Below are 24262 nucleotides of genomic sequence, written 5' to 3' on the forward strand. Positions count from 1 at the left end.
GCTTTAGTATAATTTAGGAGGAAAACAATGATTTCAGTAAACGATTTAAAAACAGGTTTAACTGTTGAAGTAGACGGAGGCATTTGGCGTGTAATGGATTTCCAACACGTAAAACCAGGTAAAGGAGCTGCCTTTGTTCGTACAAAATTAAAAAACTTACGTAACGGTAGCATTCAAGAAAAGACTTTCCGTGGCGGCGAGAAAATTGCTAAAGCACAAATCGATAACCGTAAAATGCAATATCTATATGAGTCTGGTGATAGCCATGTCTTTATGGATACAGAAAACTACGAACAAATCGAATTGCCTACAGAAGCAATTAAAGATGAGTTAAACTACTTATTAGAAAATAGCATGTGTAACATTATCATGTATGGTAACGAAACAATCGGTGTTGACTTACCTAACACTGTTGTCTTAGAAGTAAAAGAAACAGAACCTGGAATTAAAGGTGATACTGCTTCAGGTGGTTCTAAACCAGCTGTTATGGAAACAGGTTTAGTGGTTAACGTACCATTCTTCGTTAACGCTGGGGACAAATTAGTTGTTAATACAGTGGATGGTTCATATACTTCTCGTGCTTAAGAGCATATCTGAAAGGGGATAGTAACATGGGACAAAATACGGATTTAATTTTAGAAAACCTAAATGAAAATACAGGTGGCGAGATTGTCATTGCTCCTGAAGTTTTAGAAGTGATTATCGGTATTGCTGCTGCTAAAGTCGAAGGTGTTCAAGGAATGCGTGGTAGCTTAGCGGCCAATGTTACCTCACTTTTAGGGAAAGAATCTCATCGTAAAGGCGTTACCTTAAACGTTTTAGATGATGGAATCGCTGTTGATTTATATTGCTATTTAGCATACGGCGTTTCTGTACCAAAAGTTGCCTTACAATTACAAGAAATTGTAAAACAACAAGTATTAAACATGACAGATATCGAATTGTTAGAAGTTAACGTTCATGTTGTTGGTTTAGTCACTGAAAAATTAGCAACACCGTCATTAGAAGAATTGTTAAGTATGGAAGAAGAAGAGGAGGAATAGTGTGGAGTTAACTCGTCGTCAAATCAGAGAGAAAGCTCTTCAAGCGCTATATCCATTTGATTTTCAACAAGAAATTACCAAAGAAGATGCTATTAGTTATGCTTTAGAAATTGGGAACCATGCCTTGTTTGATGAAGAAACAGGGATGTTCATTCCAGAATATCTAGATCAATTAGTATCAGGGGTCATTGAGCATCAAGCGGAAATTGATCGTAAAATTGAAGAACATTTAAAGAGCTGGAATATTGCTCGTGTGGCAAAAACTGATTTAATTATAATGCGAATCGCAGTTTATGAAATGTTGTTTGAAGAAACACCTAACCGTGTAGCTTTAAATGAAGCTATTGAATTAGCTAAAATGTACTGTGATCACAAATCGCCTAAATTCGTTAACGGTGTGTTATCGAATGTGATGAAACAATTAGATAGTGAAGCTAACTAATATTCAAATGAACAACCATCAATCTGCATGCTGTAGGTTGATGGTTGTTTTGTTTTAAAAATATTAAAATCTCGTAAAAAATGTAAGAAATCAAGAGCTTTTTAGAAACATTTAGTCGACAAATCATTGGAACGGTGTTAAATTAGAAGATGTTTGATTTTTCAGTTAAGGTGACCGAGAACAGCACGTTTTTTGTTTAGAAAACATACTGGGTCATCATGCTGTAACAATTTTTAGCGTGTTTCCTTTATAGGATGCTTCCACTTTTTATGGTAAAATAAAGACAATGAGTTAAGAAAAGCCATATGATTAATTAAGCGAATGTGGGTGGAAAATAATGACACAACAATATTTGTCAGTAACAGCCTTAACTAGATATATAAAATATAAATTTGAGCAAGATCCTTATTTAGAGCGTGTGTATTTAACAGGAGAGTTGTCTAACTTCAGAGCTAGACCTAATGCCCATCAATATTTTTCAATCAAAGATGCAAATGCTAAAATTTCAGCGGTGATGTTCAAAGGGGCTTATTCAAAGCTTAAATTTGAACCTAAAGAGGGAATGAAAGTTCTAGTCATTGGCCGGATTACGTTATATGAGGCATCAGGTCAATATCAGATTACAATCGAACATATGGAACCTGATGGCGTCGGAGCGTTATATCAAGCATTTGAAGAGATGAAAGAAAAGCTATCTAAAGAAGGATTATTTAATGCGCCTAAAAAGCCATTAGTCAAGTTTCCTAAACGAATTGCGGTAATTACAAGTCCTAGTGGCGCGGTTATTCGTGACATTATGACAACCGTTAAACGTCGTTATCCGATAGCAGAGCTAGTTATTTTCCCAACGTTAGTTCAGGGGACAAAAGCGGCGCAAAATATTGCGGATAATATAAAAAAAGCGGATAGTTTAGGTAATTTTGATACGATGATTGTCGCGCGTGGTGGCGGTTCAATTGAGGACTTATGGCCATTTAATGAAGAAATCGTGGCACGAGCTATTTTTGCCTCACAGACGCCAATTATTTCATCAGTCGGACACGAAACGGATGTTACCATTGCAGACTTTGTTGCAGATGTCAGAGCAGCGACACCAACGGCAGCAGCTGAATTGTCAGTTCCCAATTTAACCGAAGAACTGATGAAAGTTCGCGAGAAAGAAAATCGTTTGATTAAAGCGTTCAACACGTTATTACGCCATAAGCAAGAACGTTTGAACAAATCACAAGATTCTTATATTTTCAGACAGCCACAGCGCTTGTATGAAAGTTTAGAAATAAAGTTAGATAGTGTTCGTCAGCGTTTTTATCAACAAATGCAGGCGATGATTCAATCGCAAGAGCGTCAATTAAATGACGTAACACAACGTTTGCAGTTAGTGAGTCCAAGTCAACAAGTTGAGCAGTCTCAACAACAGTTAGATTTTTTAAAGGAAAAATTAATTCGCAGTATGACGTTGAAATTAGAAAAAAGCAAAATGGAATTAACTAAAGGGATGCAGGCTTTAGATATGTTAAGTCCCTTAAATATTATGAAACGTGGTTATGGTTACGTAACGGATGAGCAAGGCATCGTTCATTCAGCAGAGCAATTAACCGAAAAACAAGAAATCACCATTAATTTTACGGATGGTAAAGCACTGGCAGAAGTCAAATCAATAGAGTATATAAAGGAGTAGAAGATGGCAACAAAAAAAGCAGAGCCTACATTTGAAGAGGCGTTAAACCAATTAGAACTAATTGTGAGAGAATTAGAACAAGGGGATATTCCTTTAGAGCAAGCGCTAGGTAGTTTTAAAGAAGGTATCGGATTAAGTCAATTTTGCCAGAAAAAATTAGCTGATGCTGAAGAAATGTTAACGAAAATCATGAACGAAGAAGGCCAAGAAGTGGTTTTCCAAGAGAGTGAGGGCGTCAATGTCTAAGACGTTGGCACTTTTTTCAGCGCAACATTTACCTCAAGTAGAAGAGCATATGTTCTCATTTGTGAAACACTATGCGGATGAAGCAACCTTACAAACAGCGATGAGTTATTCGCTGGAAGCAGGTGGTAAAAGAATTCGTCCACTATTAGTATTAGCAACTTTAGACTTATTGCAAGTCCCGATAACGGCTGCCCATTATCAAGTAGCGGGTGCTTTAGAGATGATTCATACCTATTCGCTTATTCATGATGATTTGCCAGCGATGGACAACGATGATTTACGTCGTGGAAAGCCAACGAATCATAAAGTCTTTGGTGAAGGGATGGCGATTTTAGCTGGTGATGCGCTCTTAACCGAATCATTTCATATGGTGGCGCAAGTAGCGTTACCAGCTGAGGTGAAAGTGGTTATCCTTGAGCAATTAGCTTTGCAATCTGGCTCAGCCGGTATGATTGGGGGCCAAGTAGGGGATATTGAAGCCGAAAATCAACAAATTAACTTGGAACATTTAGCATCTATTCATCGTCGTAAAACAGGTGCGTTAATTAAGTTTGCTATTGATAGTGCGGCCATCATGGCGCAAGCCAATCAAGCTGTCAGTCAACATTTACATCATTACGCTGAACAGTTTGGTATTGCCTTCCAAATTAAAGATGATATTTTAGATGTGATTGGTGATGAAGCAGTTATCGGCAAGAAAGTTGGCTCTGACGAAACATTAAACAAGAGCACGTATACGTCACTATTAGGACTTGATGACGCAGCTAAGAAATTAAGCGAGCACATTGAAAGTGGTTTAGCATCATTAGAAGCTATCACTGTGCTTATGCCTGCAGCTGATACAAGTCTATTAGTCGAACTAATAAATAAATTAAGGTGAACAACATGAAAAAAGAACGAGTAGATGTCTTAGTGGTTAATCAGGGTCTAGCCGAAACGCGTGAACAAGCTAAACGCTTAGTAATGGCTGGCATGGTATATGACCAAAATAATGAACGAATGGATAAACCTGGGGTAAAGATTCCGGAAACATCAGAATTACAACTTAAAGGAAAAGGCCTGCGTTATGTCTCACGTGGTGGTTTAAAATTAGAAAAAGCGATTGAAGTATTTGATATAGAGTTTGAAGGTAAGACAGTCTTAGACATTGGCGCATCGACGGGTGGGTTTACGGATGTGGCTTTACAAAATGGGGCAACATTAAGTTATGCTTTAGATGTTGGTCACAATCAATTAGCTTGGAAATTACGTCAAGATGAACGTGTAGTGGTGATGGAAAAAACGAATTTCCGTTATTCTAAGGCAGAAGACTTTGACCAAGGCTTACCAGAGATTGCGACAATTGATGTCTCTTTTATATCGTTAAAACTTATTTTGCCTGTCTTAAAAACCATTATTCAAGAAAATGGTCATGTGATGGCCTTAGTCAAGCCTCAATTTGAAGCTGGTCGCGAATTAGTTGGGAAAAACGGAATTGTACGTGATCCTGATGTACATCAGATGGTTCTATATGAGATGGCGCATTTTATGCAAGAAGAAGGCTTTGAGATCGAAGGAATAAATTATTCACCGATTAAAGGCGGCGAAGGTAACATCGAGTTTATCGTCTATTTAAGAGCAGTTGCTGAGGTGGATAAAAAAGATAGTTTAGCGTTAGAAACATGGGTGAAACAAATCGTTGACGAGGCGCATCACTCATTATAATCATTAATCAAGCAAAAGTAGGTGGATAGATGTTAGAAGAACTAGTCATTAAAAATTTTGCGATTATTTCAGATTTACGGTTGTCCTTTGAAAAAGGGATGACCGTTTTAACTGGTGAGACCGGTGCCGGTAAATCGATTATTATCGATGCAGTTGGCCTATTAGTTGGCGGACGTGGTTCAGCTGATTTTATTCGCCACGGGGAAGATAAATCGATTTTAGAAGGGCAATTTTTTGTCAATCAACGTGTTTTACCAGAACTGCAAGAAGTAATGGAAAACCTAGGAATTGAGATGGATGATCCGACGGTGATTATTTCACGAACACTTTTTAGAAGCGGAAAAAATATTTGTCGTGTTAATAATCAACTAGTCAATACGACGGCATTGAAGCAAATTGGACAATACTTAGTCGATATTCATGGTCAGCATGAACACCAAGAGTTGATGAATTCTGAGCGTCATATCGGTTACTTAGATCAATTTGCTAGTCAAGAAATTCAGCCGGTTTTAACTGAGTATCAAACAGCTTTTCAACAACAGCAAACATTAGCTCGTCAATTAAGACAGCTAGAAACAAATGAAAAAGAATTTGTTCAACGTATGGATATGTTGAATTTTCAGCGTGAAGAAATTGAAACCGCAGAAATAGTCATTGGTGAAGAACAAAAATTGCTTGAAGAACGCCAAATGTTAGTCAATCACCAAAAAATTACGGATGCCTTAAACATGAGCTATCAGTTTATTCAAAACGATGAGATGAATAGTTTATCCAATATCGGTCAGGCGATGTCAGAGCTAGAAACAATTAGTGATTTGACCGAAGACTTTAAAACTTTATACGAAGAAGTGTCGTCTAGTTATTATCAATTAGAAGAAGCTGCTCGCACGATTCAAAGTGAATTGAGTGGCATGGAGATGGATGAAGAGCGTTTGAATCATGTCGAAGAACGCTTGAATACTATTCGCCAAATGAAACGTAAGTACGGGGATTCTGAAGAAAGTATTTTGGAACATTATCAAAATGTTGTAAAAGAATTGGACGAATCAATGTTTAGTGGTGCCAAACAAGAACGTCTTGAAAAAGAATTAGACGCAGCAAGTGAGCAAGTATCGGACTTAGCGGATCAATTATCAACGATTCGTCAAGCTCATGCGGTCGTATTAGAAGAAGCAATCGTTACCCAACTAAAAGACTTGTATTTAGATAAAACGGTCTTTAAAGTGGTGGTTGAGGAAGTGAAACCGTATGAACTAGGTCGTGATATGGTCACGTTCTATATTAGTACCAATCCTGGTGAAGAACCAAAACCGTTAACGAAAGTTGCTTCAGGTGGCGAGTTGTCACGTGTCATGTTAGGAATGAAGAGTATTTTCTCTGAATCACAAGGGATTACTAGTATTATCTTTGATGAAGTCGATACCGGTGTTAGTGGCCGAGTTGCTCAAGCTATTGCTAATAAGATTCATCAAATTGCGACTGACTCGCAAGTCTTATGTATTACGCATTTGCCACAAGTAGCCGCTGCAGCGGATCATCATTACTTTATTGAGAAAAATGTGGTCGATGAACGTACACAAACAACTGTTTATCCATTAGCTGAAGTGCAACGAATTGATGAGGTTGCTCGTATGTTAGCCGGTGAGGTCATCACAGACTTATCAAAACAACATGCGAAAGAACTCTTAAATATGTCAACAAATTAGAAAAGAGGCTGTGACATAAGTCTCTAAAAAAACCCCTGATAAATTTGGCAATAAAGCCAAATTTATCAGGGGTTTTGGTATAATAAAATAAAAAAGAAGCACGGTCCGACCCATGCTTCAAAGAATCCTAGAAAGGACCAAAAAATGTATTCTAATTATAACATGAATCAGTTAAGTTTGGATATTACAACTTCATATATTCCAGAAAAAAATAATACGGCTTGGTTTATTAACGAGCTAGTTGAAACATTAAAAATCAAAGAATCTTATTTATTCGGAAGACCACGTCAATATAATTTATCTGCTATGTTAAAGCTGGTCTTATTTGCGTACACACGCAGTGTTTTTAGTAGTCGTAAAATTGCTCAATTGGCTGAAGAGAGCCTACCGGCTCGTTGGTTAACACAAGAAATGATGCCTTCTTATCGAACGATTGCACGCTTTAGAATATCTGATGAATTAGAAGGTCTTATTAATCAAGGCTTGGAGCAGCTAACCGCTTATTTACGTCAACAAAACATGATTGATGATGCCATTTTTATTGATGGAACTAAAATTTTAGCTGATGCCAATAAATTTAGTTTTGTTTGGAAGAAAAGCACGATTCGTTTCGATGCGATGAATCGAGAAGCAACCGTCTCTTTAATGAATGAATTAAAAGAGGCTTATTCGTCGTCTCATATACCAGATGGTTCTAATCTGTCTTTAGATATGGTTGATGAAGTTCTAACTCGTTTAGAATTCAGATTAGAAGAATTAGAAAAACAAATTGAAACAACACCTAAGCTTTCTCCCAACCCTGCTAAACAAGAACGACGTTCTTTAAAATCAACTAAAAGAAAATTAGCTGCACGTCGAGCTAAAATGCTAGAACATCAAAAGCAATTTAAGACTTTCGGGAAACGAAACAGCTTTTCAAAAACTGATCACGATGCCACTTTCATGAGAGTAAAAGAAGATCACATGAAAAATGGTCAGCTTAAGCCAGCTTATAATCTGCAAATTGCTACGAGCAAGCAATTTATCGTAGGCTATGATGTTTACCAAAATCCAACAGATACTAAAACGTTAATCCCTTTCTTAGAAAAAATGAATTTAGCAGAAAAGGATGCAATGTATATAGTAGCAGATGCAGGTTATGGTTCAGAAAGTAACTATCAATATCTAGAAGACAAATTATCTCAACATACCTCATTAATCCCGTACGGGACAATGTTGAAAGAAAATAGTAAGAAATGGCAGTCAGATGATAAAAAGGTAATGAATTGGTTTTACGAAGAAAAAGAAGACTATTATATTGACCCAAAAGGAGTCCGTTTTAATTTTAATAAGTATCGAAAACGCACAGACACAGACGGTTTTTCACGTGATTTCAAGGAATATGTGGCAGAAAAATATGACGAAAATCGTGAAGAAATTCCTGCTGCGTTAACAGCCAAAGGCCACATAAGAAAAATAATGATTAATCCTTCATGGGAATATTATAAAGCGAAGCAACGAGATTTTCTTTCAACGAAAGAAACTGGAAAAATTTACGCTAAACGTAAGATTGATGTGGAACCAGTTTTCGGACGGATGAAGGCTTCTTTGGGCTTCACTCGTTTCTCTGTGAGAGGACTTGGAAAAGTTCTCAAGGAAACCGGTATTGTTTCCTTGGCGCTAAATATGATGAAATTAGCGTCTTGGGAGACGCAGAAAGACATAGAAAATAGAAAAAATCCGAAACAAACGAAAAATAACACTTTTTGTCCGTTTCGGATTTTTTATTTTAGACTAATAACACTAACTTTTGTCACAGCCTCTTTTCTAATTTATTTTTATTCTCCAAAATAACCACATTCGTCAATTTCTAATAAGTGTAGAATCATAGAAGAGGTTTCTTCGATTGAACGGTTCGCGACATTAATCACGATACAGCCAATCATATCGTACAATTTTTGAGCATAGGCTAATTCTTGGTTGATGTTTTCAATATCGGAGTAAGCCGTATTTGGGTCAAGTCCATAAGCAATCATGCGCTTTTGACGAATTTTGTTTAGAATACTTGGGTCGTTGGTTAAACCAACAATTTTTTTCGGATCAACTTGCCAGATTTCTTTTGGTAAGGTAGCTTGTGGCATGATTGGTAAGTTTGCAACTTTTAGATTTTTATTGGCTAAGAATAAGCTAAGCGGTGTTTTAGACGTGCGAGAAACGCCTAATAAGACGATATCAGCTTCTAAAAAGCCTTTTGGGTCTTTGCCATCATCATAGGTAACGGCAAACTCCATTGCGTCCATGCGCTTGAAATATTCTTTGTTTAAGGTATGCGCTGCTCCGACTAATTTGGTTGGATGAATCGCTGTACGTTGTTCAATTTCATTAACCAGTGGCGACAAGATGTCCAAACAAAATAGTTGTTTTTGTCGACAAAAGTCATTAACATATTGCGTGAATTCATCTGTAATTAAAGTGTGGATAATCATTGCATTTTGTTTTTTTGCGTTATTTAAAATCTCTGATAAATCATGTAAGTCCGTGATAAAAATGTTTTTTATAACATTGAACTCTACTTGTTCATATTGGGCAATCACGGCATTGGCTAAATTTGAGGCTGTTTCGCCCGCACTGTCTGATAAAATGTAAATAAATTGTTTTTCGATAGACATCAGATTTGTTCCCTTCTTGCATTTAGATTCATCTTATTATAGCATAGATATAGCAGAGAAAAGGATGGTTGCTTTATGAAAGAAAAAAAGATTGAAAAAGCATTGGCTATTATGAAAAAAGCCGGATTCAAGTATACCGAACGTCGCCAGGCCATGTTAGTTTTTTTAGAATCCCAAGATAAATATTTATCTGCTAAAGATGTCTATGAATTCATGAACGACGGCTATGAAGGCATTAGCTATGATACCATTTATCGTAATTTAAAAGATTTTACCGAACTACACATTTTAGAAGAAACCGAATTTGAAGGGGAGAAACGTTTCAGATTCCATTGTAATCCAGATGGTCATTTGCATCATCATCATCATTTTATTTGTACAAGTTGTGGGGCGACTCAGTCAATTGATATGTGTCCAATGAACTTCTTTAAAGAACAATTAGTCGGTGCGGAAATTCAGGGTCATCGCTTCGAAATTTTTGGTAAATGTGCGGAATGTGCGAATAAATTACAAGATATTCAAGAATAATGTTGACGTTAAAACACCAGTTAGCTATAATAGTTAAAGGACAGTTTTAGTTAGTCACTAATGAAAAACGGTTACTTTTTAAGCTCGGAGGGAGGGGAATTTAATGTCAAAAACAGTAGTTAAGAAAAATGAAAGCCTTGATGATGCTCTTCGTCGCTTCAAACGTTCCGTTTCTAAAACAGGTACTTTGCAAGAATACCGTAAACGCGAATTTTACGAAAAACCAAGTGTTAAACGTAAGAAAAAATCTGAAGCAGCTAGAAAACGTAAGAAGTTTTAATCTTCTGAATGGAGCTGATAAAGTATGTCTCTATTAGACACTTTAAATCAAGATATTAAAGTAGCAATGAAAGCGAAAGATCGCGATAAATTGACTACTCTAAGAATGATTAAGTCATCATTACAAAACGAACAAATCAAAGAAGGTCGCGAATTGACCGCTGATGAAGAGTTAACCGTGTTAGCTCGTGAAGCGAAACAACGTCGTGATTCGATTGAAGAGTTCAGCCAAGCAAATCGTCAAGATTTGGTTGATAAAGTAACCGGTGAACTTAAAATAGTTGAAGCTTATTTACCTCAACAATTAACTGAGGAAGAGATTCGTGACATTGTTTTAGAAGCGATTAACGCAACCGGAGCAACTTCAAAAGCGGATTTTGGAAAAGTTATGGGGGCAGTGATGCCTAAAGTGAAAGGTAAAGCCGACGGTAACCTAATTAATAGTACTGTCAAAGCCTTATTAAACTAATAATAGAAACCATCTACTACGGTAGGTGGTTTTTTTCGTTTTAGATGCTACGTTATCTAGGCGTTAACAGTAGTTGGATAAATTTCGAAAATAATAGTTGAATTTCATTTTAATAGAAATTACGATGAAGAGGTAAAGATGAGATAAACTTACTGGAATGAGGTAAACAGAATGAGAAAAGAGATATTTAGTAATGTAACTATTAGCTATATGAGAAGAACTGGCGCGTATGGTCCAGAAAATGCCATCATGATGGAACAGTTAAAGAGTTATTTAAAAACTCACCAACTTTTAGATTATGATACAGTGATTTTAGGAATTGCTTTAGACAATCCACAAGAAGTTTCTGAAGATAAGTTAAGATATGATGTTGGCGTATTGGTAGATGACCAAAATGTCATTGACGGATTGGAACATCGTAAACTTGAGGATAGTACCTATGCAGTTTTTGAAGTGGCTCACACAGTAGAAGGTGTTCAAAATTTTTGGGCTAACTTAGCCGATTTAACAATTGGACTTAAAGTGGACTTTCAAAAGCCGATTATCGAAAGATATGCATTCGAAAAAATAACACAACATCTTTGCGAATTTGGTATTCCGTTGGTGGCTGAATAGGTAGAGAAGGAGTAACTACAGTATGAATAATAAAGCATTAATTTTAGGTGTGTTGTTTGTCATTGGCTTGTTACTTATCCCGATTGCCAGTGTGATAGAAGGTTTTAGTATTAGTCGTAAGGAAGGATTTTGGCAAATAGGGATATTATGCTTGATGGCGTTAGCGATATATTTTAGAAACAAGCTACGTAAATGATATTGTTCAATAATCGATTGATTTTATTTTTTTACCTAGCGAATTGTTCGCTCAAATGTTGAGAACATGTTATGATGAAAAAAACGAAAGGACTTGATAAACGATGTTAATTCGTGCGCTTAACTTGAGTGATCGTGAAGTTGTTGAGGATTTAATTACGCAACATGTGGCAGAAGTGGGCTATGTCGAGACAGAGTTTAATGAGGAACTTTTACAGTCAAGTGAGGATTTTTGGAAAAGGTTAGGTCAGGAAGGATATGGCTATTGGGGTGTTGAAATCAATCAAGAATTAGTGGCGATAGGTGGCTGTCGGCCATTAAGTGAGGCACAGGCACAAGTTGGTGAAATTCAACATGTATATGTCAAACCAGCTTTTCGAGGTCGTGGTATTGGCGCTGAATTGTTGCAGAAGATTATCGAGGAAGCGAGTCAACATTATTCAAGACTCTACATTGAAACTCATCATAAGCTGAATAAGGCGAATCGTTTGTTTGAGCACTTTGGGTTTAAGCAAATCCCTTATGCGCTAACCTCCCACGCCCCGTTCGAGATGGATTGTTGGTACGTGAAAGAAATTGGTGTGCCACAAGCAACCAATTGATTTGATAGATATTATTAATTCGTATGATGACTGAAGAAACAGACCAAAAGTTGGTGTGTTTCTTTTTTTATATTTGCTATCTATTTTCTAGTTACGTATAATAGATGAAGCACTAACTAATGAGAGGATGAGTGGATTTGCGTAATCCAATGATGCACCGACCTGTAGTGAAACAAGAAATTGTCGATTTCATGCGAAACAGACAAAAACAATTAACAGGTCCTTTAAGAGAAATACAACGAGTAGCCAATGAAAATGATGTCCCGATTATTCCCCACGAAACAGTCGTTTTTTTGCAGTTTCTATTGAAACAATTAAAGCCAAAAGAAATTTTAGAGATTGGGGCAGCCATAGGTTTTTCAAGTAGTTTAATGAGTGAATATGTCGTTGAAGGCGGGCATGTGACGACAATTGACCGCTTTGATGTGATGATTCGTAAAGCAAGAGCTAACTACAAAGCGCTAGGATTAGAAGATAAAATCACGTTATTAGAAGGGGACGCGAAAGATATTTTGCCAACCTTAGATAAGAAATATGATTTTATCTTCATGGACAGCGCGAAGTCTAAATATATCGAGTTCTTGCCCTACTTATTAGACTGTTTAGAAGTTGGTGGCGTAATTATGATTGATGATGTTTTACAAGCCGGCACGATTTTACAACCAATCGAAGAAATTCCGCGTAACCAACGCACGATTTACCGTAAGTTAAACTTATTGTTCGATACGGTGTTAGAACACCCAGACTTAACAAGCAGTTTGATCCCATTAGGTGATGGCGTCTTGTTAATTACTAAGGACAAAGAAAAAATTGAATTATAAACAAAAGCCAGCGACTCGTTTTGAAGTGAGTCACTGGCTTTTTGCTTACGCTAAATTTTCGGATTTCATGCGAATGTAATAAAATTGCTGGACGAGCGCGGATTCAGTGTCTATTGTGTCCGCTAGCTTAACTAATGTTCGTTTGCCAACACGTCGGTCAATCAAAGACAAGAGTTTTACTAAGTCATGGTCGGAAGTTAGGCTCTCTTCAATCGATTCGTTGAAGTATCGTGCTAAGGCTTCAAAGAAATCATATTGAGCAAAAACACCTTCTTTAGCTAACTCCTGTTGGGCAAGTTGTTGCAACTCAATCGAAGTGTTCTGTTCTAGCTCATCTTCGTTTAGGTATTCGGAAAGTGCCAATGTCTTTTCAAATTCTTTGGCTTCAGTTGTCAGTGTGCACATATTGAATATTTCTTCTTTATCAAGCGTAATAACTGCTCGTCCTAATTGGTCATGTGCTTTGCGGTAATTAATAATATGAAAATCAAGCCGTCCTTGTAGGCTGTCACATGTTAAACTTTTCAGTTGTTTTTTTGCTTTAGTCCATGTCATTTGCACCATACGAAAACTCCTTTTTAGTATAATGATTAGTTTAATATAAAGAACCTAAAATGAAAAATCATCGCAATAAAAAGGCCCTAAAATTGACGATAGCCCTCTCTAATGAAAGAGAAGGCTATCTAACTATTCAATATTTAATACTTAAGGTTGTTCCTGACTATTGCTTGTTTTGATTATTTCTCATTTAAACAATGCAATCCCTACCGACTATTACATCCTTGTAGCCCTAAAGCTACGCCAGTGTGATTAAATTTCATTAAAATAGATCAAAATGTTGCATATGAAATATTCTTCGTATGAACCTATCATAGCATGGCAGCGATTAAATTTCAAAAAATGATGTAATTATTTAGGTATTCTTAATAATTACTTGGCTCGATTTTGATGAGTGGATAAACAAAAAACGCTAGAAACCAAAGTTTCTAGCGTTTGTTAGCGTCACAGGAGGGATTCGAACCCCCGACCGTCCGCTTAGAAGGCGGATGCTCTATCCTGCTGAGCTACTGTGACATATCTCAAGCAACATAGTTTATTATAGAGAACTTAGTTTAGTATGTCAACCATTTTCCGATAATTATTTAAGTATGAATTTTTTGTTAATTATCGTATGTATTATAGACAAAAAAGACGAAAAAGTATAAACTATTGGGTATAAAGGAGTAATAAAAACATATTCAGACAAATCATGTAAGGAGTGATAAATAGGAATGGAAGTTGTTGATGAAAAAGTTGATCCAAGAATATTAAAAACTAGAAAAAAATTAAAAGAGGCATTTCTAGAGCTGTTATCTAAAAAGAATATTAATGAAATCAATGTAAAAGATTTAACAACGAAAGCTTCTGTGACGCGTGGGACATTTTATCTGCATTTCAAAGATAAAAGCGTTTTCGCAGATGAGATGATGACGCAATTTATTGAAGATTTACTTGAAAGTTCACTGGTTATTGATGATAAAGGTGTGAAAAGATTTTCTCTACAAAAATTTTTAGAACACGTTGAAGCTCAACCAGAATTACTATCAACATTATTAAACGATAAAGAGGCATTATGTTATCGTGAGCAGTTTGAAGAAAAGTTATTTAATTATATAAGTCAGTACAGACATCAGATGCAAGCATCTGAGCTGACAGTGCCTAAAAGTGTATTAATGAATTACTTGATGTTCACTTTCCTAGGGTATGTTGATGGTTGGTTAAACGAAGGGAAAATGTATGCGACACATTTTATGGCAACAACGTTAGTGAAGATTTTGGATTCGGAATTATTACAAGAAGCTCGTTTAACTGATTTTTTTGTGTGTTAATTATTTTTTAAAGAGAGGATGGTTGACCATTCTCTTTTTTTTTGGTACAATTCTAATGTTGTAATTGTGGCACCACAACTACAACCGCACAGAGTAAGTTCTAAGACCATGGTCACTTATGATGGCGAGTCTAAGTAAATATAAGGAGGTGCTTACGAGCATGTACGCAATCGTTAAAACAGGTGGTAAACAATACAAAGTTGAAGTGGGTCAAGCAATCTACGTTGAGAAATTAGACGTTGAAGCTGGCGAAAAAGTTGTATTTGATGAAGTTGTCTTAGTTGGTGGAGAAACTACTAAAGTTGGAGCTCCAACAATTGCTGGCGCAACTGTTGAAGGAACTGTTGAAAAACAAGGAAAACAAAAGAAAGTTGTGACTTTCAAATACAAACCTAAAAAACACACTCACCGTAAACAAGGTCACCGTCAACCATACACTAAAGTGATGATCGACGCTATCAACGCTTAATTCATTGATTAGAGGTTAGCCAAATGATTAAAGGAACATTTAAACGAAATAAAGAGAATCAAGCAATTGAAGCTTTTGAAATTTCAGGTCATGCTGGATCAGGACCATACGGCAGTGATATTGTTTGTGCAGCTGTGTCTGCGTTAACTTTTTCAACTGTTAATGGTATTGCGAAACTTAGCCAAGTGGAACCTTTAGTTGATATGGATAACGACAATGAAGGCTATTTGTATGTGACGCTAAAAGAAGATTTGTCGGATAAAGAACTTGAGATTTCTCAACTCTTATTAGAAAATCTTTTATTAGGTTTACAAGATATCCAAAATGAATATAATCAATTTGTGATGATTCAAGTTAATTAATACCACAGGAGGTGCATACTATGTTAACAATGAATTTACAATTCTTCGCCCACAAAAAAGGTGGTGGTTCTACAGCCAACGGACGTGATTCAGAATCAAAACGTCTTGGAGCTAAAAGAGCTGATGGACAAACTGTAACAGGTGGTTCTATCCTTTACCGTCAACGCGGAACTAAGATTTATCCTGGTGCTAACGTTGGCCGTGGTGGAGACGATACTTTATACGCTAAAGTCGACGGAGTTGTACGCTTCGAACGTAAAGGACGCGACAAAAAGCAAGTATCTGTATACCCAGTAGCTCAATAATTATTGAACTGACAAGCTCAATCCCTTATATATCAAGGGGTTGGGTTTTTTTTGTTTACGAAAACAGCTCTATGACGATATTTTTAGTGTGTTAAATTAAAGCATTACGATTTCTGAAATATTTTCAATTGTTTCATTTTCTTTTTCGGATAGACGCAATCGTTATAGGTTGTTTTTTTGAAAAAATATTACCGATTTTGATTGAAAGTCAAATTTTCCTTTGTTATACTATAGAGGTGATACAAAATTAAATAACTAACGGTTGGGCATAATATGCTTCAAGGGTTTATTTCTTCAAGGGGTGAGAAGAATGACGACTTTTGTGGTGTGTGCTCATTTTTTATTTAAGCATACTTCATTTGAAGTATGCTTTTTTTCTTGGAAAGGGAGTGAATATTATGAAAGAAGCGTTGAAAAGATTGCAAGAGGCTGAAAAAGATAATCTTTATAAGAAAGAGCAATTGATTGAATCGTTAAATCATTATGAAGAAGAAAAAAAACAGCTATTAGCAGATGAAAGACAATTGGTAAAAAAAGAACTTACACAGTTAGTTAAAGAAAAAGAACAGTTAGAACAAAGAAGAATGGAAAAAGAAGAGCTGCGATTAAAAGAAAAAAATATGCAATTAAAAGAGCAGCTAATTGCTCGATATGCTCAAAATAATCAAGAAGCGGTTCAAGCAATCATCGAAAGGGTGAAACAAACGTATGGCCGTCACTAAAATGAAAAAAATGACAGTGATAACAGAGAGTAAGGACAAAGATACTGTCTTACAAACAATACAAGGCTTACAAAATGTAGAGATAAGAGACATTTTTGCAGACTCGTTAAATCATGAATGGTTAGCTCAATATTCTGAAGAAATGACAGTTCAAGACTCTTTGATAAAACAACAAGACCTACAAATACGTCTAAAAAAAATTGAAGAAATATTAATGTTTATAGAACATCACGGTGATAGTAAAGCCAAAAAACAACGATTAAAACGCTATGAAACAGACCTTCAAACATTGGAAACGCAATACGATGAAGTTTCGATTGAAACAGAATTGGATGAGATTATTGGGATTAAGCATCAATGGCTAGAAACCACAGAAAAGAAAGAGAGTTTACTAGAAGAAGAAGCCTATTTATACAAATGGCAAAATCTAGAAGTGTTACCTGATGAGGTAACAACTCCAATCAAAACGATGGAATTAGGAGTTCTAGGTAGTGAGAACTGGGAAGAATTTGAAAGTAAAATGCAACACCTTAGCTATATTCATCTTCAAAATATTTATCAAGATGAGAAGGAGACGTATGTTGCTTTTGTTTACTTAAATGATATTCAACAAGCAGTGATTGATATTTGTCGATCGTTTAGTGTCAAAATAGAACACTATAAGGAAGAGGTACTTCCTAAAGAAAAGTTAAGGGCTGTTAAGCAAGAAATAGTAGACAATCATCAGATTAGAAAAAGATTAACCAAAATGATTGGTCAAAAAAAAGCATTAGTCCAACAAATACAACTGGCAGAAGAGGCTATTTTAGCAAAATTACAAAGAGAAAAAGTAGTACAAAAAGCCATTAAAACCGAGCAACTATTTGTTGTCCAAGGGTGGATAGGAGAGCCGGATATCCCCTGTTTATCGAATCACTTGATGACTGTTTTTCCAAAAGATGAACTTTATTTAACATTTGAAGAACCCACTGCGCTTGAAATAGAAAAAGAAGTTCCAACTAAGCTAAGTAATCATCGCTTGGTTAAACCGTTTGAAATGTTAACGGAGATGTATAGTTTACCTAAATATGATGAGATAGACCCAACGCCATGGTTCGTTCCTTTTTTCCTAGTCTTTTTTGGAATGATGGTTGCTGATGTAGGCTATGGTTTATTAATGTTTGTGGGGACATCATTGGCACTTAAGATGATGACCTTTCCTAGAGGGACTAAACGCTTTATGGAATTTTTTAAGATTTTAGCTGTTCCGACGATGATTTGGGGGGGAATTTATAATTCTTTCTTTGGTGTGAAAATGCCTTATGAGCCTATTCTATCGACAACTGAAGATGTTATTACAATTTTGTTGTTGTCTGTTATTTTTGGCTTCATTCAAATAATGATGGGACTCATGTTAAATGCAAAAGAAAATATTCGGAAGAAAAACTATTTGGCGGCTGTTTCAGAAGGTTTTGCTTGGCAAGGAATTTTGATTGGAATTGTCATTAGTCTTTTGGGGAAAATAATATTACAACAACCAGCACTCTTTACGATAGGAATTAGTCTAACCATTATTAGTGCCATAACCATTTTGTTATCGCCTCTTAAAGGTAGTCATTCAAAAGTAAAAGGATTAGCAAAAGGTGCCTACAATTTGTATGGTTTGACAAGTTATATTGGGGATTTGGTTAGCTACACGCGATTAATGGCATTAGGTATTTCTGGTGGTAGTATTGCCGCTGCGTTTAATATGTTAGTCAATTTTATGCCACCGATCGCTAGATTTAGCATTGGGATTATTTTAATCATTGCCTTACATGGTCTGAATATCTTTTTATCATTACTAGGCGCTTATGTTCATGGCGCACGATTACAATATGTGGAATTCTTTGGTAAGTATTACCAAGGTGGAGGAAAAGCGTTCACTCCACTAAAAACAAGTGAAAAATATGTCAATATCGAACAATCAAACGATAATATGTAAATCAGATAGGAGAATAGTATAATGATGGATTTTTTAATTAACAACAACGGTGGTATGATTTTTGCAGTATTAGGGATGGCAGTGGCTACTATCTTTTCAGGGATAGGTTCAGCTAAAGGCGTAGGTATGACTGGGGAAGCAGCAGCTGCTTTATCAACAACTCAACCAGAAAAATTTGGACAGGCCTTGATTTTAGAGTTATTACCAGGAACACAAGGGTTATACGGTTTTGTTATTGCGTTTTTAATCTTTATTAACATGGATGCTAGCATGCCTTTAGAACAAGGCTTAACGTTACTAGGTGCTGCTTTACCTATTGCATTTACTGGCTTATTCTCCGGAATTGCGCAAGGTCGAGTAGCTTCAGCAGGTATTCAAATTTTAGCTAAAAAACCAGAGCATGCGACTAAAGGAATAATTTATGCTGCTATGGTTGAAACGTACGCTATTTTAGGATTTGTTATTTCATTCTTATTAGTGTTAAATGCCTAAATCATTAGAAGGAGGCCTATCAACAATGGATGCTATTGAAAAAATGATTGCACGAATGAATGAACAAGCTGAAAATGAACGTCTGCTCTATAAACAGAAGAGACTAAGCGAAATTGAAGATAAATTTAATAGAGAACAAGCGTTTATTAACCAAGAAAATGAGCAACAATTAAAAAAACAAATACAAATCGTTGAAAAAAAATATAAGCAACAGCGTGATCGACAGCAAGTAGTATTTCGTCAAGAAGCCTTACATCATAAACAAGAAGTATTGACACGTTATTTTGAAGAGGCCATTGAAAAGATGAACGCTTGGTCACAGGATGACACACAGACTTTTTCAGAACAACTGTTGCAAACTATACCATTAACTACGCCAATGACTATTCAAGTGGGTGAACTATCACGAGCATATTTGAATCAGGATTGGGTGTTACGGATGAATCAGCAATATAACAGGCAGATGCGTTTGCTTGAGGAAGTAATTCCAAAACAAGCAGGCTTTATTTTAAATGATCATGGTGTTCAGTATAATTTTATATTTGAAAATTTAGTAAAAGAACTACAACCAACTATGGGCGTAGAATTGGCAAAGCGCTTGTTTGATTAAGGAGGTAAGGAAGACATGAGTCAACTGACCTATCATGAAATTAATCCGTTAGTTCGAATTAAAGAACTAGAATTAATTACAAAAGACGAATTTGAACGAATGATTGAAGCTGAAACGATGGAACAACTAGCTTCATTATTGAAAGATACCCACTATTCCTCTTATATTTATCCTGGTTTTGAGCATGAGTTTGAGCAAAATTTGAATAAAGAAATTGAAGAAGAATATCGAGAAATAATTGAAATTGCTCCTGAAAAGGAAGTTATATGGCTTTATACCATGCGTTATACGTTTCATAATTTGAAAGTCTTAACAAAAGCGAAGAGGTTGAATAAAGAACTAAATCAATTGTGTATTTATGATGGTTTTTATTCAATTGAAACGCTTAAGCGTGCCATTCAAACGGGGTATTCAACACAACTACCTACGACTGTTGCAGAAAGCATTAGAGAAGTCACGTTACATTTGGAAGAATCGAAAGTTCTTCAAGGAATAGATGTTATTTATGATCGATATTTTTTGAAAACACAAAGAGAATTAGGTGAAACGCTAGGATATCCAGAGTTATTAAATGAGATAATCAGTTTTATTGACTTGACGAACATCGAGACAACTGCTCGAGGTATCTTACAAAAAAGAAATCGAAATTTTATGACTGGGGTTTTATCTAGTATGGGTTCAATTTCTAAAGAGTCACTTTTAACCTTTGCGGATAATCGAGAAGGTAGCTTTGAAGCATTCATTGACTTTTTACATAATTCTGACTACGCACAAGTTATAGCTCCAGCGTTATTAGAAGGAGAAATTGCGTTTAATTTGTTAGGAAAATTAAAAGATGACTACTTAACACAACATTATGAAGGTGCCCAAACACAGGCTTTTGGTCCACTTCCGCTATTGGCGTTACTTAATGCCAAGGAAATCGAAATAAAAAATTTAAGAACTTTAGTAATTGGGAAAAAATGTGGCTTTACTACTCAACAAATTAGAGAAAGGATGAGACGAGTTAATGACTTATAAAGTAGGCGTTATCGGAGATAAAAATTCAGTCTTACCCTTCAAACTATTTGGTTTTGATGTTCAAATTGTAACTGATGGCCAAACAACTAGGCGAACTATTGAAGAAATGGTGCAAGCTAATTATGGTGTCATATATATAACTGAAGCATTTGCTTCTTTGGTACCAGAAACCATCCAACGATATGAAACCGAATTAACGCCAACTATCATCTTAATTCCCAATCATAGAGGAAGTTTAGGGATTGGCAAACAGAACATTCAGAAAAATGTTGAGCGTGCAGTCGGTCAGAATATTTTATAGAATAGGAGAGGTCAAATTTGCAAAAAGGAAGAATCGTAAAAGTTTCCGGACCATTAGTAATGGCAGAAAATATGTCACACGCGAGTATTCAGGATATTTGTTATGTCGGTGATTTAGGCGTTATTGGTGAAATTATTGAAATGCGCGGTGATGTGGCAAGTATTCAAGTATATGAAGAAACAGCAGGGATTGGTCCAGGTGAACCAGTAGAATCAACCGGAGAAGCTTTATCAGTTGAGCTAGCTCCAGGGATTGTGTCACAGATGTTTGATGGTATACAACGCCCACTTGATACATTTATGGAGCTAACAGGTAGTCATTTTTTAGGGCGTGGAGTGAAAGTTCCACAGTTAGATCATCAGAAAAAATGGTCATTCGTAGCGACAACCCAACCGGGTGAATATGTAGAGGCGGGTGACATTTTAGGAACAGTTGAAGAAACCAAAAGTGTGGTGCATAAAATTATGGTCCCATTTGGTATCCAAGGAAAATTAATCAAAATAGATTCAGGTACGTATACCATTGATGACGTGATTGGTGTGATTGAAACAGCTGGCGGTGAAGAAAAAAACATAAGCATGCTGCAGAAGTGGCCTGTTAGAAGAGGTCGTCCGGTAAAAGAAAAATTAAATCCAGATCAACCAATGATAACGGGACAACGTGTTATTGATACTTTCTTCCCGGTGACAAAAGGTGGAGCTGCAGCAGTGCCAGGGCCCTTTGGAGCAGGTAAAACTGTAGTGCAACATCAAATTGCTAAATGGGCTGATGTAGATATTGTCGTGTATGTGGGATGTGGTGAACGTGGGAATGAAATGACCGACGTTTTAAATGAATTTCCAGAACTTATTGACCCTAATACGGGCGAATCGTTGATGGAACGTACAATTTTAATAGCGAATACTTCTAATATGCCAGTAGCGGCACGTGAAGCCTCTATTTATACAGGTATTACAATTGCGGAGTATTTCCGAGATATGGGCTATAACGTGGCTATTATGGCTGACTCAACTTCTCGTTGGGCGGAAGCCTTACGTGAGATGAGTGGTCGTTTAGAAGAAATGCCAGGAGATGAAGGTTATCCGGCATACTTAGGTTCACGTTTAGCGGAATACTACGAGCGAGCAGGTCGAGTCTTAACGCTAGGATCTGATAATCGTGAAGGTAGTGTGACAGCTATCTCTGCGGTTTCGCCTTCAGGAGGAGATATTTCAGAACCAGTGACACAAAATACACTACGAGTTGTAAAAGTTTTTTGGGGACTAGATTCGACATTAGCACAACAACGACATTTTCCTTCTATTGACTGGCTACAAAGTTATTCACTATATTTGGACACAATAGGAAAATATATGGACCAAGTCATTCAAGAGGACTGGTCTGGTTTGGTAACGGAAGCGATGGCATTGTTACAAGAGGAGTCACAATTAAATGAAATTGTTCGCTTAGTGGGAATTGATGCTTTATCGGACAAAGATAAATTAACTTTACAAGTAGCACGTTCGCTTCGAGAGGACTATTTACAACAAAATGCGTTTGATTCGATAGATACGTTTACTTCTCGTGAAAAGCAATTTAAGATGTTACGAAACATTCTTCAGTTTGGTCGTGAAGGGCAAAACGCCATCAAGTTAAATGCTTATTTTTCTGAAATTATGAATGGTAGTGACACATTAAGAGACAAAATTGCTCGTAGTAAGTACCTACCAGAAGAAGAACTTGTTAAGTTAGATGAGATTCAAACAGAAATTTTTACAACAATGCGTGAGATTCTAGCCGAAGGAGGGATGAGTATTGATTAAAGAGTATCGTACGATTAGTGAAGTTGTCGGTCCATTAATGGCTGTTGACCGAGTAGAAGGCGTCAAATATGAGGAGTTAATTGATGTACGTATGCAAAATGGTGAGATGAGACGTGGGCAAGTGTTAGAAATACACGAAGATAAAGCGTTGGTTCAAATTTTTGAAGGAACGGCCGGGATTAATATGAGAGACTCATCAGTTCGTTTCCTAGGACATTCATTAGAGCTTCCTGTGTCTGAAGACATGATTGGACGTGTATTTGACGGTTTGGGTCGTCCCAAAGATAATGGCCCCGCTATTTTACCTGATAAGATGATGGACATTAATGGTGAAGTAATTAATCCAATGGCGCGTGATTATCCGGATGAGTTTATTCAAACAGGTATTTCCTCAATCGATCATTTGAACACGCTAGTTCGTGGACAAAAGTTGCCTGTATTTTCAGGTTCGGGTTTACCTCATAAGGAATTAGCAGCGCAAATTGCTAGACAAGCAGCTGTTTTAAATACACAGGATGACTTTGCTGTAGTTTTTGCGGGGATTGGCATTACATTTGAAGAAGCTGACTTTTTTATGGATAATTTCCGACAAACAGGTGCGATTGATCGTTCAGTTGTCTTTATGAATCTAGCGAATGACCCAGCAATTGAAAGAATTGCAACGCCACGAATGGCCTTAACGGCGGCTGAATACCTAGCTTATGAAAAAGGGATACATGTTTTAGTCATTATGACAGATATGACTAATTATTGTGAGGCCTTACGTGAAATTTCGGCTGCTCGTCGTGAAGTACCAGGTCGTCGTGGTTATCCTGGTTATCTCTATACAAATTTAGCGACATTGTACGAAAGAGCTGGACGTATTAGAGGGATTGAGGGATCAGTGACACAAATACCTATTTTATCTATGCCAGAGGATGACAAAACGCATCCGATTCCCGATTTGACAGGCTACATTACAGAAGGACAAATTATTTTATCACGTGAATTGGATAAAAAAGGTTACCAACCGCCAATTGATGTCTTACCATCACTTTCTCGTTTAAAAGATAAAGGAACGGGTGAAGGGAAGACGCGTAAAGATCATGCAGCCACAATGAATCAACTTTTTGCAGCTTATGCCCAAGGGAAGAAAGCAAAAGAATTAGCCGTCATTCTAGGCGATGCTGCACTGTCAGATGTGGATAAAATCTATGCAAAATTTGCAGAGCGCTTTGAAAAAGAGTATATCAATCAAGGGTTCGAAACTAACCGTACGATTATTGAAACGCTTGAGTTAGGTTGGGAGCTACTATCAATGTTGCCAAGAACCGAGTTAAAACGGATAAAAGATGATATGTTAGACGAGTTTTTACCTAAAAAGGATGTGTGA

General features: G+C 36.5%; 30 protein-coding genes, 1 tRNA gene and 2 other annotated features. Of the genes, 28 read left to right on the plus strand and 3 right to left on the minus strand.

Annotation, left to right across the window (positions count from 1 at the left end):
• The first annotated feature begins 27 nt into the window (after positions 1 to 27).
• The 9 genes from efp to FA707_RS02715 all read left to right on the plus strand — a co-directional run bounded on the left by efp (position 28) and on the right by FA707_RS02715 (position 8652).
• Positions 28 to 585 carry an elongation factor P gene (efp, locus tag FA707_RS02675; RefSeq protein ID WP_136952771.1) on the plus strand — a complete coding sequence of 186 codons (558 nt, stop codon included), beginning with the start codon at positions 28 to 30 and terminating at the stop codon, positions 583 to 585.
• A gap of 26 nt (positions 586 to 611) precedes the next feature.
• Positions 612 to 1043, plus strand: a complete 432-nt coding sequence (locus tag FA707_RS02680) for an Asp23/Gls24 family envelope stress response protein (RefSeq protein WP_136952772.1) — start codon at positions 612 to 614, stop codon at positions 1041 to 1043.
• Position 1044: 1 nt separating this feature from the next.
• The gene (gene nusB, locus FA707_RS02685; protein ID WP_136952773.1) at positions 1045 to 1485 is read left to right on the plus strand and encodes a transcription antitermination factor NusB; all 441 of its coding nucleotides are present in this window, start codon (positions 1045 to 1047) and stop codon (positions 1483 to 1485) included.
• A 337-nt stretch (positions 1486 to 1822) separates the two neighbouring features.
• Complete coding sequence (xseA, locus tag FA707_RS02690; protein WP_136952774.1) at positions 1823 to 3163, plus strand: exodeoxyribonuclease VII large subunit; 1341 nt, start codon at positions 1823 to 1825, stop codon at positions 3161 to 3163.
• A gap of 3 nt (positions 3164 to 3166) precedes the next feature.
• Complete coding sequence (locus tag FA707_RS02695; protein WP_136952775.1) at positions 3167 to 3409, plus strand: exodeoxyribonuclease VII small subunit; 243 nt, start codon at positions 3167 to 3169, stop codon at positions 3407 to 3409.
• Entirely contained in the window at positions 3402 to 4289 is an 888-nt protein-coding gene (locus FA707_RS02700; protein ID WP_136952776.1) for a polyprenyl synthetase family protein, read from the plus strand. The genes FA707_RS02695 and FA707_RS02700 overlap by 8 nt, the downstream gene beginning before the upstream one ends.
• A gap of 5 nt (positions 4290 to 4294) precedes the next feature.
• Positions 4295 to 5113 (plus strand): TlyA family RNA methyltransferase, encoded by an 819-nt coding sequence (locus FA707_RS02705; RefSeq protein WP_136952777.1) that lies wholly within the window; start codon positions 4295 to 4297, stop codon positions 5111 to 5113.
• 29 nt (positions 5114 to 5142) lie between these two features.
• Positions 5143 to 6819, plus strand: a complete 1677-nt coding sequence (gene recN / locus FA707_RS02710) for a DNA repair protein RecN (RefSeq protein WP_136952778.1) — start codon at positions 5143 to 5145, stop codon at positions 6817 to 6819.
• 144 nt (positions 6820 to 6963) lie between these two features.
• Positions 6964 to 8652 carry an IS1182 family transposase gene (locus FA707_RS02715; RefSeq protein WP_136952779.1) on the plus strand — a complete coding sequence of 563 codons (1689 nt, stop codon included), beginning with the start codon at positions 6964 to 6966 and terminating at the stop codon, positions 8650 to 8652.
• On the opposite strand, the gene FA707_RS02720 is transcribed toward FA707_RS02715, so the two are convergent.
• Complete coding sequence (locus FA707_RS02720) at positions 8637 to 9467, minus strand: pyruvate, water dikinase regulatory protein (protein WP_136952780.1); 831 nt, start codon at positions 9465 to 9467, stop codon at positions 8637 to 8639. The genes FA707_RS02715 and FA707_RS02720 overlap by 16 nt on opposite strands.
• A 75-nt stretch (positions 9468 to 9542) precedes the next feature.
• Between FA707_RS02720 and FA707_RS02725 the strand changes: the two genes are divergently transcribed.
• The 7 genes from FA707_RS02725 to FA707_RS02750 all read left to right on the plus strand — a co-directional run bounded on the left by FA707_RS02725 (position 9543) and on the right by FA707_RS02750 (position 12976).
• Entirely contained in the window at positions 9543 to 9995 is a 453-nt protein-coding gene (locus tag FA707_RS02725; RefSeq protein ID WP_136952781.1) for a Fur family transcriptional regulator, read from the plus strand.
• Between the two features lie 103 nt (positions 9996 to 10098).
• Positions 10099 to 10275, plus strand: coding sequence for a 30S ribosomal protein S21 (gene rpsU, locus FA707_RS02730; protein WP_126831326.1), 177 nt, complete (start codon positions 10099 to 10101; stop codon positions 10273 to 10275).
• A gap of 24 nt (positions 10276 to 10299) precedes the next feature.
• Positions 10300 to 10743 (plus strand): GatB/YqeY domain-containing protein, encoded by a 444-nt coding sequence (locus FA707_RS02735; RefSeq protein ID WP_136952782.1) that lies wholly within the window; start codon positions 10300 to 10302, stop codon positions 10741 to 10743.
• Between the two features lie 171 nt (positions 10744 to 10914).
• Positions 10915 to 11358 carry a GyrI-like domain-containing protein gene (locus FA707_RS02740; RefSeq protein WP_136952783.1) on the plus strand — a complete coding sequence of 148 codons (444 nt, stop codon included), beginning with the start codon at positions 10915 to 10917 and terminating at the stop codon, positions 11356 to 11358.
• A 22-nt stretch (positions 11359 to 11380) separates the two neighbouring features.
• Complete coding sequence (locus tag FA707_RS10440) at positions 11381 to 11554, plus strand: hypothetical protein (protein ID WP_154299931.1); 174 nt, start codon at positions 11381 to 11383, stop codon at positions 11552 to 11554.
• Positions 11555 to 11657: 103 nt separating this feature from the next.
• Positions 11658 to 12155 (plus strand): GNAT family N-acetyltransferase, encoded by a 498-nt coding sequence (locus FA707_RS02745; RefSeq protein ID WP_136952784.1) that lies wholly within the window; start codon positions 11658 to 11660, stop codon positions 12153 to 12155.
• A 137-nt stretch (positions 12156 to 12292) separates the two neighbouring features.
• Positions 12293 to 12976, plus strand: coding sequence for an O-methyltransferase (locus FA707_RS02750; RefSeq protein WP_136952785.1), 684 nt, complete (start codon positions 12293 to 12295; stop codon positions 12974 to 12976).
• A 45-nt stretch (positions 12977 to 13021) separates the two neighbouring features.
• Here the strand turns inward: FA707_RS02750 and FA707_RS02755 are convergent, their stop codons facing one another.
• Positions 13022 to 13540, minus strand: coding sequence for an SF0329 family protein (locus tag FA707_RS02755; protein WP_136952786.1), 519 nt, complete (start codon positions 13538 to 13540; stop codon positions 13022 to 13024).
• 436 nt (positions 13541 to 13976) lie between these two features.
• Positions 13977 to 14050 (minus strand) — tRNA-Arg (locus FA707_RS02760).
• Positions 14051 to 14247: 197 nt separating this feature from the next.
• Between FA707_RS02760 and FA707_RS02765 the strand changes: the two genes are divergently transcribed.
• The 12 genes from FA707_RS02765 to FA707_RS02820 all read left to right on the plus strand — a co-directional run bounded on the left by FA707_RS02765 (position 14248) and on the right by FA707_RS02820 (position 24262).
• The gene (locus FA707_RS02765; protein ID WP_136952787.1) at positions 14248 to 14844 is read left to right on the plus strand and encodes a TetR/AcrR family transcriptional regulator; all 597 of its coding nucleotides are present in this window, start codon (positions 14248 to 14250) and stop codon (positions 14842 to 14844) included.
• Between the two features lie 72 nt (positions 14845 to 14916).
• Positions 14917 to 14986 (plus strand) — a sequence feature (ribosomal protein L21 leader region).
• Between the two features lie 18 nt (positions 14987 to 15004).
• Positions 15005 to 15313, plus strand: a complete 309-nt coding sequence (gene rplU / locus FA707_RS02770) for a 50S ribosomal protein L21 (RefSeq protein WP_135254137.1) — start codon at positions 15005 to 15007, stop codon at positions 15311 to 15313.
• Positions 15314 to 15336: 23 nt separating this feature from the next.
• Entirely contained in the window at positions 15337 to 15675 is a 339-nt protein-coding gene (locus FA707_RS02775; RefSeq protein WP_136952788.1) for a ribosomal-processing cysteine protease Prp, read from the plus strand.
• A 20-nt stretch (positions 15676 to 15695) separates the two neighbouring features.
• Positions 15696 to 15980 carry a 50S ribosomal protein L27 gene (rpmA, locus tag FA707_RS02780; RefSeq protein ID WP_135254133.1) on the plus strand — a complete coding sequence of 95 codons (285 nt, stop codon included), beginning with the start codon at positions 15696 to 15698 and terminating at the stop codon, positions 15978 to 15980.
• A 260-nt stretch (positions 15981 to 16240) separates the two neighbouring features.
• Positions 16241 to 16291 (plus strand) — a sequence feature (sodium ion sensor (DUF1646 type); this cis-regulatory element may regulate processes involved in with the transportation of sodium ions).
• A gap of 87 nt (positions 16292 to 16378) precedes the next feature.
• A complete protein-coding gene (locus tag FA707_RS02785) occupies positions 16379 to 16702 on the plus strand; it encodes a hypothetical protein (protein WP_136952789.1) in 324 nt (107 codons plus the stop codon).
• Complete coding sequence (locus FA707_RS02790) at positions 16689 to 18665, plus strand: V-type ATP synthase subunit I (protein WP_136952790.1); 1977 nt, start codon at positions 16689 to 16691, stop codon at positions 18663 to 18665. The genes FA707_RS02785 and FA707_RS02790 overlap by 14 nt, the downstream gene beginning before the upstream one ends.
• A 21-nt stretch (positions 18666 to 18686) precedes the next feature.
• On the plus strand, positions 18687 to 19157 hold the full coding sequence (locus FA707_RS02795; RefSeq protein ID WP_136952791.1) for a V-type ATP synthase subunit K: 471 nt from the start codon (positions 18687 to 18689) through the stop codon (positions 19155 to 19157).
• Between the two features lie 25 nt (positions 19158 to 19182).
• A complete protein-coding gene (locus FA707_RS02800) occupies positions 19183 to 19767 on the plus strand; it encodes an ATPase V (protein ID WP_136952792.1) in 585 nt (194 codons plus the stop codon).
• 24 nt (positions 19768 to 19791) lie between these two features.
• Positions 19792 to 20787, plus strand: coding sequence for a V-type ATPase subunit (locus FA707_RS02805; protein ID WP_171028949.1), 996 nt, complete (start codon positions 19792 to 19794; stop codon positions 20785 to 20787).
• On the plus strand, positions 20777 to 21088 hold the full coding sequence (locus FA707_RS02810; protein WP_136952794.1) for a V-type ATP synthase subunit F: 312 nt from the start codon (positions 20777 to 20779) through the stop codon (positions 21086 to 21088). The genes FA707_RS02805 and FA707_RS02810 overlap by 11 nt, the downstream gene beginning before the upstream one ends.
• Before the next feature lie 17 nt (positions 21089 to 21105).
• Complete coding sequence (locus FA707_RS02815) at positions 21106 to 22890, plus strand: V-type ATP synthase subunit A (RefSeq protein WP_136952795.1); 1785 nt, start codon at positions 21106 to 21108, stop codon at positions 22888 to 22890.
• Entirely contained in the window at positions 22883 to 24262 is a 1380-nt protein-coding gene (locus FA707_RS02820) for a V-type ATP synthase subunit B (protein ID WP_136952796.1), read from the plus strand. Before FA707_RS02815 ends, FA707_RS02820 begins: the two co-directional genes overlap by 8 nt.

Origin of the sequence: Vagococcus zengguangii (assembly GCF_005145005.1) — a bacterium.
Classification (GTDB): domain Bacteria; phylum Bacillota; class Bacilli; order Lactobacillales; family Vagococcaceae; genus Vagococcus_A; species Vagococcus_A zengguangii.

Bases quoted from the DNA above. Each gene is read 5' to 3' on its own strand.
- efp (WP_136952771.1), top strand. From the start codon at position 28: ATGATTTCAGTAAACGATTTAAAAACAGGTTTAACTGTTGAAGTAGAC.
- FA707_RS02680 (WP_136952772.1), top strand. From the start codon at position 612: ATGGGACAAAATACGGATTTAATTTTAGAAAACCTAAATGAAAATACA.
- xseA (WP_136952774.1), top strand. From the start codon at position 1,823: ATGACACAACAATATTTGTCAGTAACAGCCTTAACTAGATATATAAAA.
- FA707_RS02695 (WP_136952775.1), top strand. From the start codon at position 3,167: ATGGCAACAAAAAAAGCAGAGCCTACATTTGAAGAGGCGTTAAACCAA.
- FA707_RS02700 (WP_136952776.1), top strand. From the start codon at position 3,402: ATGTCTAAGACGTTGGCACTTTTTTCAGCGCAACATTTACCTCAAGTA.
- FA707_RS02705 (WP_136952777.1), top strand. From the start codon at position 4,295: ATGAAAAAAGAACGAGTAGATGTCTTAGTGGTTAATCAGGGTCTAGCC.
- recN (WP_136952778.1), top strand. From the start codon at position 5,143: ATGTTAGAAGAACTAGTCATTAAAAATTTTGCGATTATTTCAGATTTA.
- FA707_RS02715 (WP_136952779.1), top strand. From the start codon at position 6,964: ATGTATTCTAATTATAACATGAATCAGTTAAGTTTGGATATTACAACT.
- FA707_RS02720 (WP_136952780.1), bottom strand. From the start codon at position 9,467: ATGTCTATCGAAAAACAATTTATTTACATTTTATCAGACAGTGCGGGC.
- FA707_RS02725 (WP_136952781.1), top strand. From the start codon at position 9,543: ATGAAAGAAAAAAAGATTGAAAAAGCATTGGCTATTATGAAAAAAGCC.
- rpsU (WP_126831326.1), top strand. From the start codon at position 10,099: ATGTCAAAAACAGTAGTTAAGAAAAATGAAAGCCTTGATGATGCTCTT.
- FA707_RS02735 (WP_136952782.1), top strand. From the start codon at position 10,300: ATGTCTCTATTAGACACTTTAAATCAAGATATTAAAGTAGCAATGAAA.
- FA707_RS02740 (WP_136952783.1), top strand. From the start codon at position 10,915: ATGAGAAAAGAGATATTTAGTAATGTAACTATTAGCTATATGAGAAGA.
- FA707_RS10440 (WP_154299931.1), top strand. From the start codon at position 11,381: ATGAATAATAAAGCATTAATTTTAGGTGTGTTGTTTGTCATTGGCTTG.
- FA707_RS02745 (WP_136952784.1), top strand. From the start codon at position 11,658: ATGTTAATTCGTGCGCTTAACTTGAGTGATCGTGAAGTTGTTGAGGAT.
- FA707_RS02755 (WP_136952786.1), bottom strand. From the start codon at position 13,540: ATGGTGCAAATGACATGGACTAAAGCAAAAAAACAACTGAAAAGTTTA.
- FA707_RS02765 (WP_136952787.1), top strand. From the start codon at position 14,248: ATGGAAGTTGTTGATGAAAAAGTTGATCCAAGAATATTAAAAACTAGA.
- rplU (WP_135254137.1), top strand. From the start codon at position 15,005: ATGTACGCAATCGTTAAAACAGGTGGTAAACAATACAAAGTTGAAGTG.
- FA707_RS02775 (WP_136952788.1), top strand. From the start codon at position 15,337: ATGATTAAAGGAACATTTAAACGAAATAAAGAGAATCAAGCAATTGAA.
- rpmA (WP_135254133.1), top strand. From the start codon at position 15,696: ATGTTAACAATGAATTTACAATTCTTCGCCCACAAAAAAGGTGGTGGT.
- FA707_RS02785 (WP_136952789.1), top strand. From the start codon at position 16,379: ATGAAAGAAGCGTTGAAAAGATTGCAAGAGGCTGAAAAAGATAATCTT.
- FA707_RS02790 (WP_136952790.1), top strand. From the start codon at position 16,689: ATGGCCGTCACTAAAATGAAAAAAATGACAGTGATAACAGAGAGTAAG.
- FA707_RS02795 (WP_136952791.1), top strand. From the start codon at position 18,687: ATGATGGATTTTTTAATTAACAACAACGGTGGTATGATTTTTGCAGTA.
- FA707_RS02800 (WP_136952792.1), top strand. From the start codon at position 19,183: ATGGATGCTATTGAAAAAATGATTGCACGAATGAATGAACAAGCTGAA.
- FA707_RS02810 (WP_136952794.1), top strand. From the start codon at position 20,777: ATGACTTATAAAGTAGGCGTTATCGGAGATAAAAATTCAGTCTTACCC.